Annotated in this window: 12 protein-coding genes and 1 tRNA gene; 5 read left to right on the forward strand and 8 right to left on the reverse strand. The window is 64.7% G+C overall.

All coding sequences use genetic code 11. The annotated features are described in order from the left end of the window. Positions 1-231: 231 nt before the first annotated feature. From V9F06_11420 to V9F06_11430, 3 genes are all read right to left on the reverse strand, one after another. On the reverse strand, positions 232-699 hold the full coding sequence (locus V9F06_11420; protein ID MEI2618212.1) for a hypothetical protein: 468 nt from the start codon (positions 697-699) through the stop codon (positions 232-234). Between the two features lie 114 nt (positions 700-813). Next, positions 814-910 (reverse strand) — tRNA-Sec (locus tag V9F06_11425). A gap of 20 nt (positions 911-930) precedes the next feature. Beyond that, the gene (locus V9F06_11430; protein ID MEI2618213.1) at positions 931-2,478 is read right to left on the reverse strand and encodes a VWA domain-containing protein; all 1,548 of its coding nucleotides are present in this window, start codon (positions 2,476-2,478) and stop codon (positions 931-933) included. A gap of 189 nt (positions 2,479-2,667) precedes the next feature. Between V9F06_11430 and V9F06_11435 the strand changes: the two genes are divergently transcribed. From V9F06_11435 to V9F06_11445, 3 genes are all read left to right on the forward strand, one after another. Then, on the forward strand, positions 2,668-3,522 hold the full coding sequence (locus tag V9F06_11435) for a hypothetical protein (protein MEI2618214.1): 855 nt from the start codon (positions 2,668-2,670) through the stop codon (positions 3,520-3,522). Positions 3,523-3,637: 115 nt separating this feature from the next. Beyond that, the gene (locus V9F06_11440) at positions 3,638-5,527 is read left to right on the forward strand and encodes an ABC transporter substrate-binding protein (protein ID MEI2618215.1); all 1,890 of its coding nucleotides are present in this window, start codon (positions 3,638-3,640) and stop codon (positions 5,525-5,527) included. A 254-nt stretch (positions 5,528-5,781) separates the two neighbouring features. Next, complete coding sequence (locus V9F06_11445) at positions 5,782-7,680, forward strand: ABC transporter substrate-binding protein (protein ID MEI2618216.1); 1,899 nt, start codon at positions 5,782-5,784, stop codon at positions 7,678-7,680. A gap of 84 nt (positions 7,681-7,764) precedes the next feature. On the opposite strand, the gene V9F06_11450 is transcribed toward V9F06_11445, so the two are convergent. The 4 genes from V9F06_11450 to V9F06_11465 are packed head-to-tail and all read right to left on the reverse strand — an operon-like array spanning position 7,765 to position 13,159. After that, on the reverse strand, positions 7,765-9,558 hold the full coding sequence (locus V9F06_11450) for a M28 family peptidase (GenBank protein MEI2618217.1): 1,794 nt from the start codon (positions 9,556-9,558) through the stop codon (positions 7,765-7,767). A gap of 21 nt (positions 9,559-9,579) precedes the next feature. After that, positions 9,580-10,443, reverse strand: a complete 864-nt coding sequence (locus V9F06_11455) for an alpha/beta hydrolase (protein MEI2618218.1) — start codon at positions 10,441-10,443, stop codon at positions 9,580-9,582. Next, complete coding sequence (locus V9F06_11460; GenBank protein MEI2618219.1) at positions 10,443-12,350, reverse strand: S9 family peptidase; 1,908 nt, start codon at positions 12,348-12,350, stop codon at positions 10,443-10,445. Before V9F06_11460 ends, V9F06_11455 begins: the two co-directional genes overlap by 1 nt. 44 nt (positions 12,351-12,394) lie before the next feature. Next, entirely contained in the window at positions 12,395-13,159 is a 765-nt protein-coding gene (locus V9F06_11465) for a hypothetical protein (GenBank protein ID MEI2618220.1), read from the reverse strand. A 168-nt stretch (positions 13,160-13,327) separates the two neighbouring features. Between V9F06_11465 and V9F06_11470 the strand changes: the two genes are divergently transcribed. Both V9F06_11470 and V9F06_11475 read left to right on the forward strand, forming a co-directional pair. Continuing rightward, positions 13,328-14,782: an aminotransferase class I/II-fold pyridoxal phosphate-dependent enzyme gene (locus tag V9F06_11470; protein ID MEI2618221.1), complete on the forward strand. Its 1,455-nt coding sequence runs from the start codon at positions 13,328-13,330 to the stop codon at positions 14,780-14,782. A gap of 78 nt (positions 14,783-14,860) precedes the next feature. Next, a complete protein-coding gene (locus V9F06_11475; protein MEI2618222.1) occupies positions 14,861-15,565 on the forward strand; it encodes an HAD family phosphatase in 705 nt (234 codons plus the stop codon). Here the strand turns inward: V9F06_11475 and V9F06_11480 are convergent. Next, complete coding sequence (locus V9F06_11480; protein MEI2618223.1) at positions 15,524-16,519, reverse strand: hypothetical protein; 996 nt, start codon at positions 16,517-16,519, stop codon at positions 15,524-15,526. The two genes, V9F06_11475 and V9F06_11480, sit on opposite strands and share 42 nt — an antisense overlap. Positions 16,520-16,549 lie beyond the last annotated feature (30 nt).

Consider the following 16,549-nt stretch of genomic DNA (forward strand, 5'->3'; position numbering starts at 1 on the left):
CGGCGCATGGGAGTCGAACCCACCTGGGAGGCTCGTCACCCCCCACAGCGGTTTTGAAGACCGAACCCGTCGGTCCGTAAGTGCCCGCTATCGTCTGGAATTGCCAGCACAACAGCGCGTTCAGCACCGCTGCCGTCCACTCTCAACTGCTCTGCTAGCGCAGAGCCGAGGGCTCCCGACCGTGGAAGTCGTGTGGACATTTCAGGCCGACTCCCTCGTGTGGATTGTCTGTCACTCGTAGTACTTCCACTCGCCTTCGAGCCAAAGGCCAACGCCGTCCTTCTGTACAGAGTCAATTATCTTGGGGAGACGATCTAGCGCCAACTCAAGCACCGCAGGATCGGATGTTGAAATATCGAATCTCGCTCGTCGATGATTATCAAGTTCCACGTATAGCTTCAGAGAAGCTGAAGGCGCGCCGGTTTCGTTGGCGACTCTATCTGACCACAGCTGATTTCGGGCCCAATCCCATGCGCGCACAACAGCGGGTTTCATTAGGTCGTAGGTTCCATTGCTAAGCATGCTAAGAGCAAAGTTGACCAGCAGAACCAGTTCTGGTGCACGTCCGCTCGCGCCTCCGACTTGAATCTCTCGATACTGCGCCTTGAACGGAGCCAGAGCCTCGACCAGCCCATCTGGTGGCATCTCGTACCTGGTGTAGATGATGAGCTGGTCAAGGACTTCGACATTGCGGATCACGTGGTACCTCCCCCTATTTCACGGGTCACTACCAAGTATCGCTTGCCTGCGTCCTTTCGATCGGGTTCGCTGGTTAGCGACGCGCCATATTCCTATATAAACGCGGAAAACAAGTGGCGAGGGCGCATGGGAGTCGAACCCACCTGGGAGGCTCGTCACCCCCCACAACGGTTTTGAAGACCGCACGAGCCACCGGGCCCGATCCGCCCCCAAGGGCCGGACGCGATTGTATCAGCGGCGGCGGCCGAAGCGGAGGGTGAGGGCTTCGGCGAGATCGTCGGGCGAGGTGACGATGAGGTCGCCGCCGGCCCGGTGCGCGAGCTCTTCGGCGAAGCGGACGACCTGGAAGTGACGCGAGAGGACGCAGACGACAAGGTCGATGCCATCGCGCCGCAGGCGGTGCGCCTCGGCGTAGGTCGCAGTGAGCGCCTCTGGGCCGGGCGGCTGGTGGAAGTGGACGCGGCCTTCGAGGTCGCGATGGGCGGTTGGCTCGCCGTCGGTGAGCAAGATCAGGGTGCGCTGCATGCCGCGGTGGGTGGCGAGGGCGGTGCGGGCGAGGCGCAAGGCGTCCTGGATGTTCGTGCCCATGCCGTAACGGTCCCAGCCGAGGGCGGGAAGCTCGGAGAGCTGAAGCTGGCGGGCGGTGTCGGAGAAGCCGGCCAGCAGGAGCTCGTCACGCGGGTAGCGCTGCCGGACGAGGCTGGTCAGGCCGAGGGCGAGCTGTTTGGCGGCGAGGAGATAGCCACGCTCCCCCATCGAGCGGCTGAGGTCGATGGCCAGCATCGTTGCGGCGCGCGAGGATTCTTCGCGCTCGAAGACGGTGAAGTCGTCGGCGCGGAGGCGGACGGGCGAGCCGCCGCCACGTCGCACGGCGCTCATGACGGTGGCGCCGAGGTCGAGGGTGAGGGCGTCGCCGAATTCGTACGGACGGCTGGCGCCGGTGAGGTCGTGCTGGCCGGCGACGCCACGCGCGGCGCGATCTCCGGAGCGGTGCGCGCTGATCCGTTCGAGCGTGCGGGCCAGCAGCTCGACGCTGATGAGTCTGATGGCGCGTGCGGAGAGCTGGCGCTTGCCGGGTTTGCCACGCAGATAGCCGGAGTCGGAGAACGTCTGGAGACTCACGGCGAGGCGGGTGAATCCATCGGCTGCGCGGTCACCGAGGGCGTGACGGACGAGCTGTTCGTCGATCAGATCGACATCATCGACGCGCCGAACGCTTCGCACCTGCTTCTCAAGGTCGTCGAGGGCGCTGAGATGGGCAATCTGCGTCAGCAAACCCTGGCTGGCGCCGCCCATCGAGAGGTTGATGTCGTCGGAGTCGAGGTGCCGGCCGGCGTCGGCGAGACGCTCGCGGAGGGCGGCGTCGAGCGGGAAGCGCTGGTCGGCGTCGAGGCCGGAGATCATCCGGGCGGAGGTGGCGGCGTTGGCAGTGAGGGCGTCGAGCAGACGGCTGAGGTCGGCGTCGAGCGATTGCGCGCCGCCCTGCTGGAGCTGGTCGACGAGGCGTTGGAGCTCGGGATCGGCAGCGATCGCGTCGAGGAGCTCGCGGCGCTGGCGGCGTAGCAGCTCGCGGAGTTCGTCGAGGCCGAGCGCCTCCAGGTCGCCCGACGCGACGCCGCGGTGGAGCGCCTTGTCGAGCGCCTGGTCGATGCTGCCGGAGAGCAGATCATCGGCGAGGGCGGCGAGAAGGTCGGCGGGCAAGATCGCGGGGACGGACTGAGTGTCATCCCAGGCACGGTATCGATATCGCGGCGCGGTGGCGCGGTCTGCCTCGGTCACGTTGAGGACCTCCATTTCGATGGCAATTATAGGAACCGGCCACGGAACAGCGTTGGTATGGTGGGCAAGCCAGTCGGTAGAATGACAGGACGCCTATTTTCCCGGCCCATTCGATTCGGGCCAGCGGGTGCTGGCGGTCACGGCCGGTGGGAGCATCACGACACGGTTAACGAGCAGCGTGAAGCAGTGGTGAACGATCAGACAGCACCGACCAGCCCCGGACTTCTTCTGCCGGCGCTGCTGGACGAGCTAGAACGCGTCCAGCTGGATGTCGAGATCGCGCGGCGTAATCGACGGATCGAGCATCTGCGCGAGCTGATCGTCGCAGAGCAGGCGGCCCAGCAACGGCTGCGCCTGCAGATCGACGAGCGGATCGGGCTGCTGCGGCGAGATATTGATCGGATTGGATCCGAAATCCAACGACTGGAGATTCGGCTGGAGCGGCTGACGTTCGCCAGCCGGGCGCTCTCCGACCACGAGCTCGATCACGAGGAGCAGGCAGAACGCGCCGAGGAGGCGCAGTTCTGGGCAGAGTGGCGGCAGCACCGCGACGAGCGCACAGGCACGATGGTGGCTCGCGCCCCCCGACAGAATGCCGATGCGAATCTCCGCCAGCTCTACCGGGCGCTGGCGAGGATGATCCATCCCGACCTGGCGCGCGACACGGGGGACCGGGCGCGACGCGAGGCTGTGATGCGGCTGGCGAACGCGGCGAACGAGGCCGGCGATATCGAGCAGTTGCGCCGGTTGCTGACGATCTGGTCGAAGGCGGACGCGGGGGAGATGACCCGCGACACGCGGACGATGCGGGCGCGACTGACCGAGCGCGAGGTGGAGATCGCCGAGTTGGAGGCGGAGCTCGAGGAGCTGGCCGAGAGCACGCTCGGGACGCTCCGCCGACGCCCGCGCGCCGACCTGGCGCGGTTCGTCAAGCGCGAGGAGGAGCGGCTCCGGCGGGATGTTGCGACGCTTCGCCTACGGCGCCGTCGGCTATTGAGCTCGGTCGAGGACCGGCGTCAGCAGCTGACCAAAGCATCAGACTGAGCGACTTTTCAATTGCTGGACAGAGGCCCGGAGTGCGCGTAGCATGAGCGGCGCGATTGGCGGCGGGCCAGCCGCCAACGTGATGGCTCTTGATTCCAACGTGGGAGGATCTGTAATGAAGGACGACCTGAACGCAACGCCCGACCTTGGGGGATATTCACTCAATAGCCGGCTGACCCGGCGCGGGCTGCTGCGACGGGCGCTGGGCGCCGCCGCCGGCCTGACGGTTGTCTCCGGCCTGCTGGCCGCCTGCGGTGGCAGCGCCACGGAATCGACAGCGACGACAGCCGCGCCGGCCGCCACACAGGCCCCCGGCTCAGCCGGAACGCCGACAACGGCCGCGACCGAGGCCGCGACCGAGGCGGCAAGCCCGGTGACGGGGAGCTCCCCGGTTGGGTCGCCATCAACCGGCGGCGGCATCCGCACCGAGGGCGGCGACCGGCTGATGGGCAAGACCATCGAGGAGCCGAAGAATACCGGCGGGACCCTGATTCAGGCGGACAGTCTCGACATCCGCACGCTCAACCCGGTTCTCCAAAACGACGTGCCCTCCGGATACGTCATCTCCCTCATCATGCAGAGCATGATCGAGACGAATCCGGACACGCTGGAGCCGACCGGCAACCTCGCCGTGGCCTGGGAGGCAGCGCCGGACGCGACAGAGTGGACGTTCTTCCTCCGCGATGGCGTGCGCTGGCAAGACGGGAAGCCGTTCACTGCGCAGGACGTCAAGTTCACTTACGACCTGTTCATGAATCCCGAGAGCGGCTCGAACCAGACCTCCGGTCTGGCAGCGAAGATCGCCTCAATCGATGTGGTCGATGACTTCACCGTCGACTTCAAGCTGAAGCAGGGGGTGGTTGACGCCCCGATCGACCTCGGTAGCTACGCAATCCTTGCGAACCACATCTGGAAGGATGTCGCCCCATCAGCTGTCCAGCAGGACCCGGGCTCGACCGGCGCGGACCCGTCGCGCGTGGTCGGGACCGGGCCATTCAAGTTCAAGGAGTGGGTCACCGGTGACCATGTCACGCTGGTGAAGAATGACGACTACTGGGATGGCAAGGTCGTACTTGATGAGTGGATCCTCAAGATCGTCCCAGACACAGCGTCGGGGATTCAGCAGCTGAAGACCGGCGAGATTGACATTTTCCCGGGCGTCGATGCCGGGCAGGTTCCGGATTTCAAGAACACCGATGTGAATATCGTCATCTACCCGCAACTGAGCTTCTCGTTCTACGGCACGAACCTCGACGAGACAAAGTCGACGAAGTTCCAGGACGCACGAGTGCGCCAGGCGCTGATGTACGGGCACGACCGGCCGGCCATCGCCGAGAACATCTATTTCGGTTACGCCGAGGTAGCGGTTGGGACGCTGCCGACGATGTCGTGGGCGGCGAATCCAAAGGGCATCAAACCAGAGCTGCGCTACGACTACGACGTGGATAAGGCGAACCAACTGCTAGACGAGGCCGGCTGGGTGGTTGGCGCTGACGGCATTCGAGCCAAGGACGGCCAGCGGATGTCGTTCACGATGTATGGCATCTCGGGGAACAACATCGCGGTACAGACACTGCAGGCTATGCAGGCGGACTGGAAGAAGATCGGTGTCGAGATGACGCCGCAGCCAGAACCATTCCAGCAACTCGTCTCACGAATCACCGAGACGTTTGATTTCGAGATATTCCTGGTCGGCTTCAGTTGGGACGCAACGCCAGATCAGTCGCCGATGTGGGCCTGCGATTCGTACAAGGCCGGATTCAACATGGTCAAGTACTGCAACCCGAAGGTGGACGACCTGCTGAAGAAGGCGGCGGCAGAGCCGGACAAGGCGAAGCGCATCGAGCTCTATACCGAGTTTCAGAACGTGCTACTGGCCGATGTCCCGATGGGGGTGACATTCTTCGGCCAAGGCATCACTGGTGTGAGCAAGCGCGTGCACAACTTCTTTGCAAACCAGCAGAACACGCGGTTCAACGCTGAGACCTGGTGGGTCGAGAAGTAGACAACCGAACGACGGTAGTCCGGGGGTGGTCGGCATCGGGCCGGCCACCCTTCGTGATATTCGGGGCCGTGAACAGGGCGTCACCTCATCGAGGCAGCAGGCTGCCATCGGTCCGAACGGCAACCGCTATGGGGATTTCCAGGTTGGGTCGCCAGATACTGGACATGTGTCGCAGCGCATGCGTACCATCTTACGGGCCGCCGGAAGGCGATCACCAGATTCAAGAGACGTATTGGCACAGAGGAGGATTCTCGATGGGGGATGATTCGAGCTCATCGTCAGATCAGTCAGGGTATTCACTCAATAGCCGGCTGACCCGACGCGGGCTGCTGCGACGGGCACTGGGCGCCGCCGCCGGCCTGACGGTTGTCTCCGGCCTGCTGGCCGCCTGCGGTGGCAGCGCCACGGAGTCGACAGCGACGACAGCCGCGCCGGCCGCCACACAGGCCCCCGGCTCAGCCGGAACGCCGACAACGGCCGCGCCGGCCGCGACCGAGGCCGCGACCGAGGCGGCAAGCCCAGTGACGGGGAGCTCCCCGGTCGGGTCGCCATCAACCGGCGGCGGCATCCGCACCGAGGGCGGCGACCGGCTGATGGGCAAGACCATCGAGGAGCCGAAGAATACCGGCGGGACACTGATTCAGGCGGACAGTCTCGACATCCGCACGCTCAACCCGCTGCTGCAGAATGACTCGCCGTCGTGGAACGTGATCTCGCTCTACATGCAGAGCATGATCGAGACGAACCCGGACACGCTGGAGCCGACCGGCAACCTCGCCGTGGCCTGGGAGGCAGCGCCGGACGCGACAGAGTGGACGTTCTTCCTCCGCGATGGCGTGCGCTGGCACGATGGGAAGCCATTCACCGCGCAGGATGTGAAGCTGACCTACGACCTGTTCATGAATCCCGAGAGCGGCTCGAACCAGACCTCCAGTCTGACATCGAAGATCGCCTCGGTCGATGTGATCGATGACTTCACCGTCGACTTCAAGCTGAAGCTCGGAGTCGTTGACGCGCCGATCGACCTCGGGGCCGCGTGGATCTTCGCGAATCACATCTGGAAGGACACCCCTCCGGCGAGCATCCAGCAGGATCCGGGCTCGACCGGGGCGGACCCGTCGCGCGTGGTTGGGACCGGGCCATTCAAGTTCAAGGAGTGGATCACCGGCGACCATGTCACGATGGTGCGCAACGACGACTTCTGGGATGGCAAGGTGGCGCTCGACGAGGTGATCTATAAGGTCGTCCCGGACTCGGCGTCGGGGATTCAGCAGCTGAAGACCGGTGAGGTTGATATCTTCGCTGGCGTCGATGGCTCGCAGGTTCCGGACTTCAAGAACACCGACGTGAATATCGCCGTCTACCCGCAGCTCAGCTTCATCTTCTATGCAACCAACCTGGACGAGACGAAGACGACCAAGTTCCAGGATGTGCAAGTGCGGCAGGCGCTGATGTACGCGCTCGACCGGGAGGCGATCGTCGAGAACATCTACTTCGGCTACGCCGAGGTGGCGGTCGGGACCATTCCGACGATGTCCTGGGCGGCAAACGCGAAGGGCATCAAGCCCGAGCTGCGCTACGACTACGACGTGGATACGGCCAAGAAGCTGCTCGACGAGGCCGGCTGGGCGCCAGGCGCCGACGGCGTCCGGGCCAAGGACGGCCAGCGGTTGTCGTTCACGATGTACGGCATCGGCGGCAACAACATTCATATTCAGATGTTGCAGGCCATGCAGGAGTACTGGAAGGTTGTCGGCGTCGAGATGACGCCGCAGCCAGAACCGTTCCAGCAGCTGGTCTCGCGCATCACGGAGACGTTCGACTTCGAAACGTTCCTGGTCGGCTTTGGCTGGGACGCGACACCTGACCAGTCCGCGATGTGGGCCTGCGACTCGTACAAGGCCGGCTTCAACATGGTCAAGTACTGCAACCCGAAGGTGGACGATCTGCTGAAGAAGGCGGCGGCAGAACCGGACCAGAAGAAGCGGATCGAGCTCTACACCGAGTTCCAGAATGCGCTTCTGGCTGACGTCCCGATGGGTGTGACGATCTTCAGCCAGGGCATCACCGGCGTGAACAAGCGCGTGCACAACTACTTCCCGAATCAGCAGAACACGCGGTTCAACGCTGAGACCTGGTGGGTCGAGAAGTAGACAACCGAACGACGGTAGTCCCGGGGGTGGTCGGCATTGGGCCGGCCACCCCTTTCTTTACGAGATCGACACCACTGAATCGCGCTAGTCCTGCTCTGCTGGCAGCTCCTGCCAGAGGAGCGCATTCTCGACGGCCTCGATGGCGTGGATGAGCTCCCAGACGACCTCGTTCTGACTACGAGTGAGGTCGTTGAGAATCACATGGCGCATATCGTCTCCGGCGTCCGCAAGTTGCATCGCGGAGGCGAGTGCCGGGACTGGGGGGATGCCCCGCGCCGGGTCCTGGCGGAAGCGGCCGTCGCGGGTGTAGCCGAGCGTCACGAGGATTCGTCCCACGTCGATCTGGAGATCGTTTGCAAAGGCGAGCAGCTCGGGATCATCACCGATCGAGTCGAACGACGTGTATAGCTCGTCAAGGGCGTCGTGGAGCGCTTCCAGCAGGTCAAACGTCGGCTCGAAGTCGAACATATTCCGGGCAGCAGCCTGATACCGGCCGACGGCAGCCGCAATCTCGTCCACTGTCGCGCAGTAGTCAAACGGCAGGATCGGCGCATTGACGGTGCGAAGGATGGCGGCGGCATAGACCCGCATGTCTCGCAAGAGGTTGTCGCGGTCGGCGATCCCGATCGTGTCGTCCTCGGTATGCCAGGCGATGTTGCCGCCGCAGCCGCCGACGGGGTAGTAGCCCTTCTCGGCGATGAGATCCTGCGGCATGGTCGAGGACAGCATGAAGTAGGTCGTGACGCCGAGGTTGTTGAACGAACAGTCGCCGGCGCGGAGAACATGGCTCTCGCCGGTCGACTCCTGACCGGTGACATCGCGGATAACGGCGCTGACGAAGTCGGCGGCCTCGCTCATCCAGGCGACGTTTTCGTAGACACTGGCCCAACGGCATCCGGGAGAATCGCAGTTCACGTGCGCGACGCAGTTCTGGAGGATGTCGTGCGCGAACTCCTGGGCATACCAGGTCGATCCGGCATACCGGCCGTGCGAGTGGCCGCTCCACCAGGCGACGCGGACCGAGCGATCGAGCTTGTCGCGGTGGCGCTGGAAGACACGAGCCAGCTCGAGCAGAGTGGCATCGCCGGTGGCGTTGTCGCCGACGCCGACATGCCACGAATCGAGATGGCCATGGAAGAGCAGGAAATCCTCGGTGGCAGCTCTCGCCTCGATTTCGGCGACGATGACGGGAATCTCGCGCCAGCCAGTATCGGTCTGGTTGGAAAAGGCGACGCGGACGGGACCTTTGCGAAGCTGGTCGATGAGCTCCTCGCCATCGGGTCGGTTGATCGTCATGATCGGGACGGGCGGAGTTCGATCGAGCGAGGTGAGATCGGGAGAGCCCCAGGCCGTAGTCGTAATTCCTTCGTGGATGCGATGGCCGGGATTGATGAAGAGAGCTGCGACTGCGCCGGATTCCGCGAGGTCAAACCCGCGCGCGGCGATACCGAGCCCCTCGGTCATCACGATCTTCCCCCGCAGGTCCTGGCCGGCGGCGGTGCGCTGGTCGGAGAACAGCTCGGTGATCCCGGCCGCCTGATTGCCGGGCACGTAGACGAGCTCGGCCTCGATCTCTCGTCCGTCGGTCGTTGGCGAAAACGCAGGAGTCTTGACGACGTATTCAGCGCCCGGGTCGCCAACCACGCGGAGTGTGGCCGGCCCGGGCAGACTGATGAGGCAGGTCGGATGGTAGACGACGTGCTCGATACCCCAGCTCGCCAGCTTATCGGTGATGTATTCGACAGCCTCGGCTTCTTCGTCTGAGCCGGACAGGCGGGTGAGCTGGCTGAAGCGCTCGATCAGTGCCCAGGGCTCATCCAGAGAGATATCGTCGAGGATGGCCGCCTCGGTGGCGGGGTCACTCCAGGCTCGATTCATGTGCCGCTCCTCGTCTTCTCGTCAGCGGTCGGTCGCGAACGCATTGTAGGGCATCAGCGGCGCCTCGCTGCTGAGACCGTGACGCTGGAGGAAACCGTGGACGGCGGCGTTCCAGGCGAGAGGGTCCTCGCGGGCTGCCCCATGGTGAGCATTCGGGAGGATAACGAACTCACTGTCGGGGATCATCTTGTGCCACTCGTAGGAGCCGGTGATGGTCTGTTGCGGCTCGTTGCCGCCAACCAGCACGAGGACAGGAACCGACAATGCGGCAAGCTCGGCAGCCCGCGGGCGAACGTCCCAGGCGCGCATCGCGCGGAGCATCCGGGTCGCGTCGGCCGGCGTGCGGCCAACCGGGGCGGGCATCGTGGCGAACAGGCGACCAAGGTCGGAGTCGCTGAAGCCCGGCCGCTGGGTTGGCGGACCTTCGGATTGCCAGGGGAACGAACGAGGCTGACTGACGATCGGCCGGTCGCCGGATTCGACGATATCGATCTGTTCGTCCAGCCAGTCTCGTGACAGTTCATCGAGCCAGGGGACAGTGTGACCGATGACAAGGGCGAGCGAGCGGTCGGGGAAATCCAACCCGAACTGGCAGGCGATGACGCCACCGAGCGACGCGCCAGCGACGATTGCGCGGTCGATATCGAGGCCATCCAGCAGGCCAAGAAGATCCGCAGCGAAGTCGGCGGCACGCCACTCGCCGTCGGGCGATCCGGAGCGGCCTGTGCCACGCCGGTCGAAGGTGATGACACGATAGAACTGCGAGAAGTAGGCGACCTGAAACGGCATCCAGGCTTGATGATGATGGGCCTGCAGCACGAGCGGCAGGCCCTCGCCGAGATCCTCGTAGTAGAGCTCAACGCCGTTCGCTGTGAGGCGTGGCATCAGTCGTTTCCCGGAGCCGCGCCGGAACCGAGATACCGCTCGAACCAGCCAACGAGGCGCTGGAGCAGATCGAGCTCGAACGCACGTTCGTGAAACGCGTGGCCCTGACGTGGGTAGGAGACCATGTCGGCCGGGACTCCGGCTGCCTTGAGCGCCGAGTAGAACTCGGTCGCCTGGGTGACCGGCACACGAACGTCTGCCTGGCCATGGACCATGAGTGTCGGCGTCGTGGCGTTGCGGATGTACCGGATCGGCGAACGATCCCAGGAACGGTCCGGATCAGTATTGACCTCGCCGAGGTTCCACTCGTTGAACGGGCGAATGTCGGTCGTGCCGATCTTGGAGACCCAGTTGGTGGGCGCAGCGCCGGCTACAGCGGCCTTGAAGCGATCGGTATGACCAACGGCCCAGGCGGTCATGAACCCACCGAATGACCAGCCGCAAATGCCGAGCCTGTCCGGATCGGCAACACCGCGCTCGATCAGCAGATCGACACCAGTCATAATGTCGTCGAAGTCGCCGCCGCCGAAATCGTAGCGGTTTGCGCCGGTGAACTGGCCACCCCGACCGGTGCTGCCGCGAGGGTTCGGCAGGAAGACTGCGTACCCGGCCGCGGCGAGAATCTGGCCCCAGTCATGCCAGGTGCCGTGGAACCAGTTGCCCCATTGCCAGGACGGGCCGCCGTGGATGGCGGCAACGAGCGGCAACGGTCCACCCGGGTGACCGGGAGGAAGCATCAGCCAGCCGTGGACGACGGTGCCATCGGTCGCGTTCCAGCGCAGCGGTTCCATGTCCGCCATGCTGACGCCTCGCACCTGCGGGTTGAGGTCGGTAAGGCGCCGCGCGGCGCCCCCAAGGGGACCCGAGTAGACATTCGCAGGATGATCGGGGAACGCGCCAACAACCGCGAAACGGCCGGCGCGGATGTCCCAACCGGCCCGTGGGTCCACCCATGCGCCGTCAAGCTCGGAACCGAGATTGATCTGCTCCCACTCGGCGCCATGAGGGTCGGTGCGATCGATTCGGGTGTGTTGAGTTTCGACAGAATGGACGAGCAGGTCGTCGCCGTCAAAGGCGACTACGGTCGGAGTCATGCCGCGGTCGTCGAGGACGGCCAGATTGCCGGAGATGACATCAACGACAAACACGTTCGTCGGGTCGATGTCAGGCGCGCGTGAGCCGACGACGGCGATCGCGCGGCCATCTGCCGACCAGACCGGGACACCGGGAAAGCCACTGAGACGCAACAGCTCGCGCTGGTCAGCGCCATCAAGGGCGGTGGTGACCAGGAGGACATTGTCCCAGGTAGCCGAGAGGTCCTCGGTGTCGGACACGAGCGCAGCAATCGTCGATCCGTCCGGCGAAATAGCAAATGCCCAGACGTGACCATCGCGAGGGCCGATGAGTGCGGGCGGGCCGCCGGTCACAGCGACGGCGGCGAGGCCGTGCGGCCTCCAGACCTCGCTCTCGACACGGTACTCGCGCTCGGGATCTTTCAGGCCGGCCAACGCTCTCCGGCGAGCGGTGAAGAGGATCGATCGGCCGTCCGGGGCGAAGGCCGGCTGAGTCACGCCCCCGTTGAGCCAGGTCAGACAGAGCGCCTCACCTCCGCGGGCAGGAATGACATGGATCTGCTGCCGGCCACGCTCGACCCGGTCGGACAGAAAGGCGACGCTGGCGCCATCCGGCGACCAGCATGGCGCAGTGTTGTTGCAATCGCTCCCGGTCAGCGCGCTGGGAAGTCCCGTTCCATCAGACGGGACGACGAAGATCGTCGAGGTGCGATCCTTCTGGTGGTGGCCGATCGGCTCGGTGCGGAACAGAACCTGCTGGCCGTCTGGAGAGAGTCGGATGTCGAACGGAACTCGAAGATCGACGGCCATCTCGGGGGTATACCGGTTGGGCACAGTGCGTCCTTTCAGGGTGTGACTCGTGACAGGCAAAAATATGGTTAGAGGGTGTCCTCACGCTCCGCGGACTGGAGCTCGTCGACAATGGTGCGCAGGTCTGTTGCGCGAACGTGCATGCGAACGAGCGGCTCGCCTTCGTGATCGAAGAAGAGCACATCGACATGATCATCTGCGTCAACCAGCTCGGAGCCGTTGTAGTCGATCTCGACGGTGAGCATCGGGACTGTGCCGGCGAGGTCGGCCTCGCGTTCACCAGGCTTGGTGTTGGCCGCCGCGTACCCCCAGTGATCGACAAGATCGACGAGAGCGCCACGCTCATTGGGCGCGACGCCAAGGTAGATCGATAGATCGATTCGACCATCACTCAGATGCAGATAGAGGCCATCCTGGGCGCGCTCGATAGCCACATCGCCCGGAAACCAGACGTCATAGATGATCAGCGGCCTCGGCGCGTCGTCCTCGTCTTCGCCTTCAGCATTCTCCGCGTCGCCGTGGACGATCTGCTGCATCAGAGAGTAATGTGCGAGGCCATAGAGATAGAGCGTCTCGGAGACCTTGGGACGCAGCTCAGGATCGATCACGTCGCCGAGCACATCCCCGACGAGGCGCTCGAGAGCCCGGAGCATGCGATCGAACTCATCGACGCCGCGGAGCTCTCGGTCGACAAATGCACTGGCATATCCGTATGCGGTTGCGAGATCCTCGTAGATACGGTCGGTGGAATTCTCGGATAGGAACTCGCGGATATCGTCGAACAGATCGTCCTCGCCGCCGTGGTGACTCGACCGATCGCCGTGTGCGGACATCCGGACGCTCCTGTCTGCGCTGCGCGCTCGATCGTGCCGCATCGGCACCGGCCAATTGCGGCGTACCATACCAGAGGCGGGAACGGCGCGGTAGACAGCTCGTGTCGACCGACGCTCCGAAGCATGTGAGCAGCCAGCGCAACCTGGGACAGGGGGATTTCGGTAGTGATGGATCAGCGGGACGCGCCATTCATCGAGGCACTGCAACAATATGCCGGGACTGCAGCCGTGCCATTCTCAACACCGGGCCATAAGCGCGGAGCCGGCGCCCCGGCGACCCTGCGACAACTGCTTCCCGACGCGCTCGCTTGCGACATCCCGCACGGCGGCGGAGTGGACACGACCCACCTGTCGAAAGGACTGCTGCGCGAGGCGGAGAAGCTGGCGGCGGCGGCGTATGGAAGCGACGAGGCGCGGTTCCTGGTAAACGGGAGCACGACTGGCAACCTCGCGATGCTGATGGCGGCGGCGCAGGATGGCGAGACCGTGCTGGTCAGCAGAATGCTGCACAAATCGCTGATGGCCGGCCTGATATATAGCGGCGCTCGACCGGTCTTTCTGACGCCCGAGATCGAGACGGCACGGAATCTGCCGCTGGCTATCACTCCGGGACGTATCGCTGACGCGCTGGCGAGCCACCCCGACGCGAAGGCCGTCGTGCTCGCGAGTCCGTCATACGTCGGGGTGAGCTGCGACCTGGCTGAGATCGCCCGCGTCTGCCACGAGGCCGGCAAGCCGCTGCTGGTGGACGAAGCCTGGGGGCCACACTTCCACTTTCACCCGGCGCTGCCCTTGTCGGCGATGCAGGCCGGCGCGGACGCGGGGGTATCGAGTACTCACAAGATGCTGGCAGCTCTCACGCAGGGCTCGACGCTGGTCATGCGCCACGGACGGGTCGATGTCGAGCGGATGAGCACGATCGTGGACATGGCGCAAACGACAAGCCCGTCGGCCCTGATCTATGCCTCGCTCGACGCGAGCCGACGACAGATGGCGCTGGACGGAGAGTGGCTTCTCGGGCGGACGATCGAGCTGGCTAACGACCTGCGCGATCGGTTGGGAGCGCTTTCGGGATTAGCGGTTATCGGACCGGAGATCATTGGAGGCCATCCGGGTGTTCAGCTGGACCCGACTCGCGTCGTGGTGGATGTGCATCAACTAGGCTGGACCGGCTACGAGGCGGAGGATTATCTCCGCGACGAGCACGGGGTCTATGTCGAGATGAGCGACCTGCTGAGCGTGATGCTGCTGGTTACGATCGGAGACAGCGCAGAGTCAATCGGGCGGGCAGCCCGGGGGTTTTCGATGCTGGCAGCGCGCCCGCGCCCGGCAAGGCACTCCACCGCCGCGCGCTCTGTCGGGGAGCTGCTGTTCGCCGGCGTCGCGGAGCTGACTCCCCGTGAGGCGTTCATGGGGCAAACCCGCGCGGTGGCGATCCCGGAGGCGCACGGGGAGATCAGCGCCGAGGCAATCACACCGTACCCGCCGGGCATCCCCATTGTCGCGCCAGGAGAACGGATATCCGCAGCGACGATCGACTATCTTCGCGTCGGGATCGCCGAGGGCATGTACATTTCCGGAATGGCGGATTCGACGTTCGAGACTGTGCGAGTGGTGAAGTGACGAGCGCGGGTGATTGTGTGCGCCAGGCTTGGCAGTCGACGTCATGGCCGGATGCGTAACGTGCGAGGAAAAGGGACGATGTCGAAGATCGAGGCGGTGCTGTTCGATATGGATGGGGTGCTGATCGACTCGGAGCCGGTCCACTTCCAGATGATGGTCGAAACATTGGACGCACACGGGCTGCCGACGCCGAACGACGCCGAGTGGGAGGAATTCCTCGTTGGCCGGCCCGACCGCGACGGACTGACCGACTGGTTGCTGGGTCACCGCATCGACGCCGACATCGGAGCGTTGATGGCCGACAAGCTGGAGCGAATGACGGCGCGTTTCGACGAGCTGGTGGCGCCGTGTGACGACGGGCAGTGGCTCGCGCGCGAGCTCGCTCGACGGGGGATGCCACTCGCGGTCGTCACAGGCGCGCGCCGGGCAGAGCTGGACATCGTGCTGAAGCGGTTCGATCTCGGCAATGTCTTCGCCGCGACGATCAGCGCGGACGACGTGCGGACCGGCAAGCCGGAACCCGAGCCATTTCTCGCGGGAGCAGCCGCGCTCGGCGTGTCCGCGACCGCGTGTGCGGTGATCGAGGATGCTGTGCCGGGGCTGCGCGCGGCCGAAGCGGCGGGAATGCGCCCGTTCGTCGTCGACCGAGGCGGTGACCCCGCTCGATTCGTCACGGTCACGCCGTTCTCAGCGCTCGATAGTCGTGTGCTGACGGTATTGCTGGAGCTGGCTGGGATCGGATCAGCGCGACACGAACGCGACGGACTCGACCTCCAACGATAGCGCGGCCGGCACGACCGCCGTCCACCGCCACTCGCCGGGCGTGGCCCGCAGAAGTCGCCCGCCCGAGCAGATCGCCCAGACGGTATCATCCGGCGCTTCGACAAAGAGCTCGACCATGTCCTCCATCGGCACGTCGATTCCATCGGAGGCGGCCTGCCAGCTGTCGCCACCATCCGAGGAGACGACGATCCGGCCCTGGCGACCGACCCGTGGGGCTGGCCCGGCAAGGAGGAGGGATGGCGCAGCACGAGGAATCAACGTCGCCCGGGTATAGTCAGTCTCGACCTTCTCCCAGGTCGCGCCGCCATCGCGCGACCGGCCGACTCCGCCGAGGTGGTACTCGCCACGATCTCCATCACGCTTCAGAGCCGCATAGCCAAGCGCGGCGTAGAGCAGCGCTGGGTCAACCGGGTGGCCAGTGATGTGATGAATGTCGTCGTCCTGGATCACTGGCGCGATCGACCATGTTGCGCCGCCGTCGGGGCTGTCGAGCAGGCCGCCGACTTCGACCGACGCCAGTAGACGACGACTCCGACCCGGCGCATAGACGTTGCGAAGCGCTCCCGCCCGTGGCGAGTAGGGCAGGAACCAATCGGAGCTGGCGGGAAGGCGCCCGATGGCATCGAGCTCGGACCAAGTCTCGCCGCGATCGATGCTGCGGAAGAGTCGCGCCGGCTCAGCGCCGGCCAGAATTGCCTCAGGATTGAGCGGGTCGGGGACGATCGTGCGGAACGCGGGCGCGGTAAGGCCGGCCTCGATCCGGGTCCAGGTAACGCCACTATCAACACTGCGGAACAGACCGTCGCCATACGTCCCGGCGAGGACACTGTCGTCGTTACCGAACCGCCAGGCATGGACGGCGGAAACGCGATGGCCCGTCAGTCCGAGCGGATGGATCCCGTCGCCAGAGATGCGGTGGATGCCAGAGGATGTGCCGAGATAGGTGTCATACATGGATCGCTCCTCGTGATGCGACGCGTCGGA

The organism is Thermomicrobiales bacterium (genome assembly GCA_037045155.1).
In the GTDB taxonomy this organism is placed as follows: domain Bacteria; phylum Chloroflexota; class Chloroflexia; order Thermomicrobiales; family CFX8; genus JAMLIA01.